Raw genomic sequence first — 835 nt, forward strand, 5'->3', positions numbered from 1 at the left:
CAGGCTTTCTGTCGTTTGCAGGCGCAGGCGTGATCGATGGCGATGATGTTTCCTACCTGATTGAGGATGGCGCGGATTGGGAACTGGGGCGCGGCGCTTACGCTGCCGGTGCCGGGACGCTGACGCGCGCAACGATGGTGGCATCGTCTACCGGATCGGCCCTGAACCTTTCGGGCAGCGCAACCGTGGCCGTTGTGGCGCTTGACACCGATCTGGCCACGCCGTGCATCGTGGACATTTTCGAAACATCGGGAACGTGGACGAAGCGCCGGGGCTTCAAGTCGGGACGTGGCTGGCTGATCGGCGGTGGCGGCGGCGGTGGTGCAGGGCGAAAAGGCGCTGCCGCATCGCTCAGGACAGCCGGGGCAGCCGGGGCGGGCGGTTCAATCACAGAATTCACCTTCACCTCTGATGCGGTGGGCAGCACGGTGAGCGTGACTGTGGGCGCTGGCGGAGTGGGCGGCGCATCTGTTTCTACAAACAGCTCGAACGGGAACTCTGGAACGGCAGGCGGCAATACCAGCTTTGGCACGTTGTTCCATGCCGGGGGTGGCGGTGCCGGTTCGGGCGGATTGGCCTCTACCCCGAACGCTGGTCAAGGCAGCATCATCGGCACGTTCATTGCGGCCAATGCTATTCAGCCCTCCGGCACGGGCACAGCCGGAAACAATGCTCCACGTTCGTCTGTGGCAGGGTCACCCGGTGGATCGGGTGGCGGCATCACGACAGGCAACGCAGCGTCGGCAGGCGGGGCGGGCGGCGGCACACCGGCGATCTATTCCGGCCTAAGCGCAACTGGCGGTGGCGGGGCGGCAGGGTCATCAGGCGGGGGCAA

General features: G+C 65.7%; 1 protein-coding gene. It reads left to right on the forward strand.

Features of this window, described 5'->3' with window-relative positions; translation table 11 throughout:
* A partial coding sequence (locus AC2A1F_RS18555; RefSeq protein WP_484210266.1) for a glycine-rich domain-containing protein occupies positions 1-835 on the forward strand: 835 nt, incomplete at both ends.

This window comes from Novosphingobium sp. HNCC26BN242 (assembly GCF_057180525.1).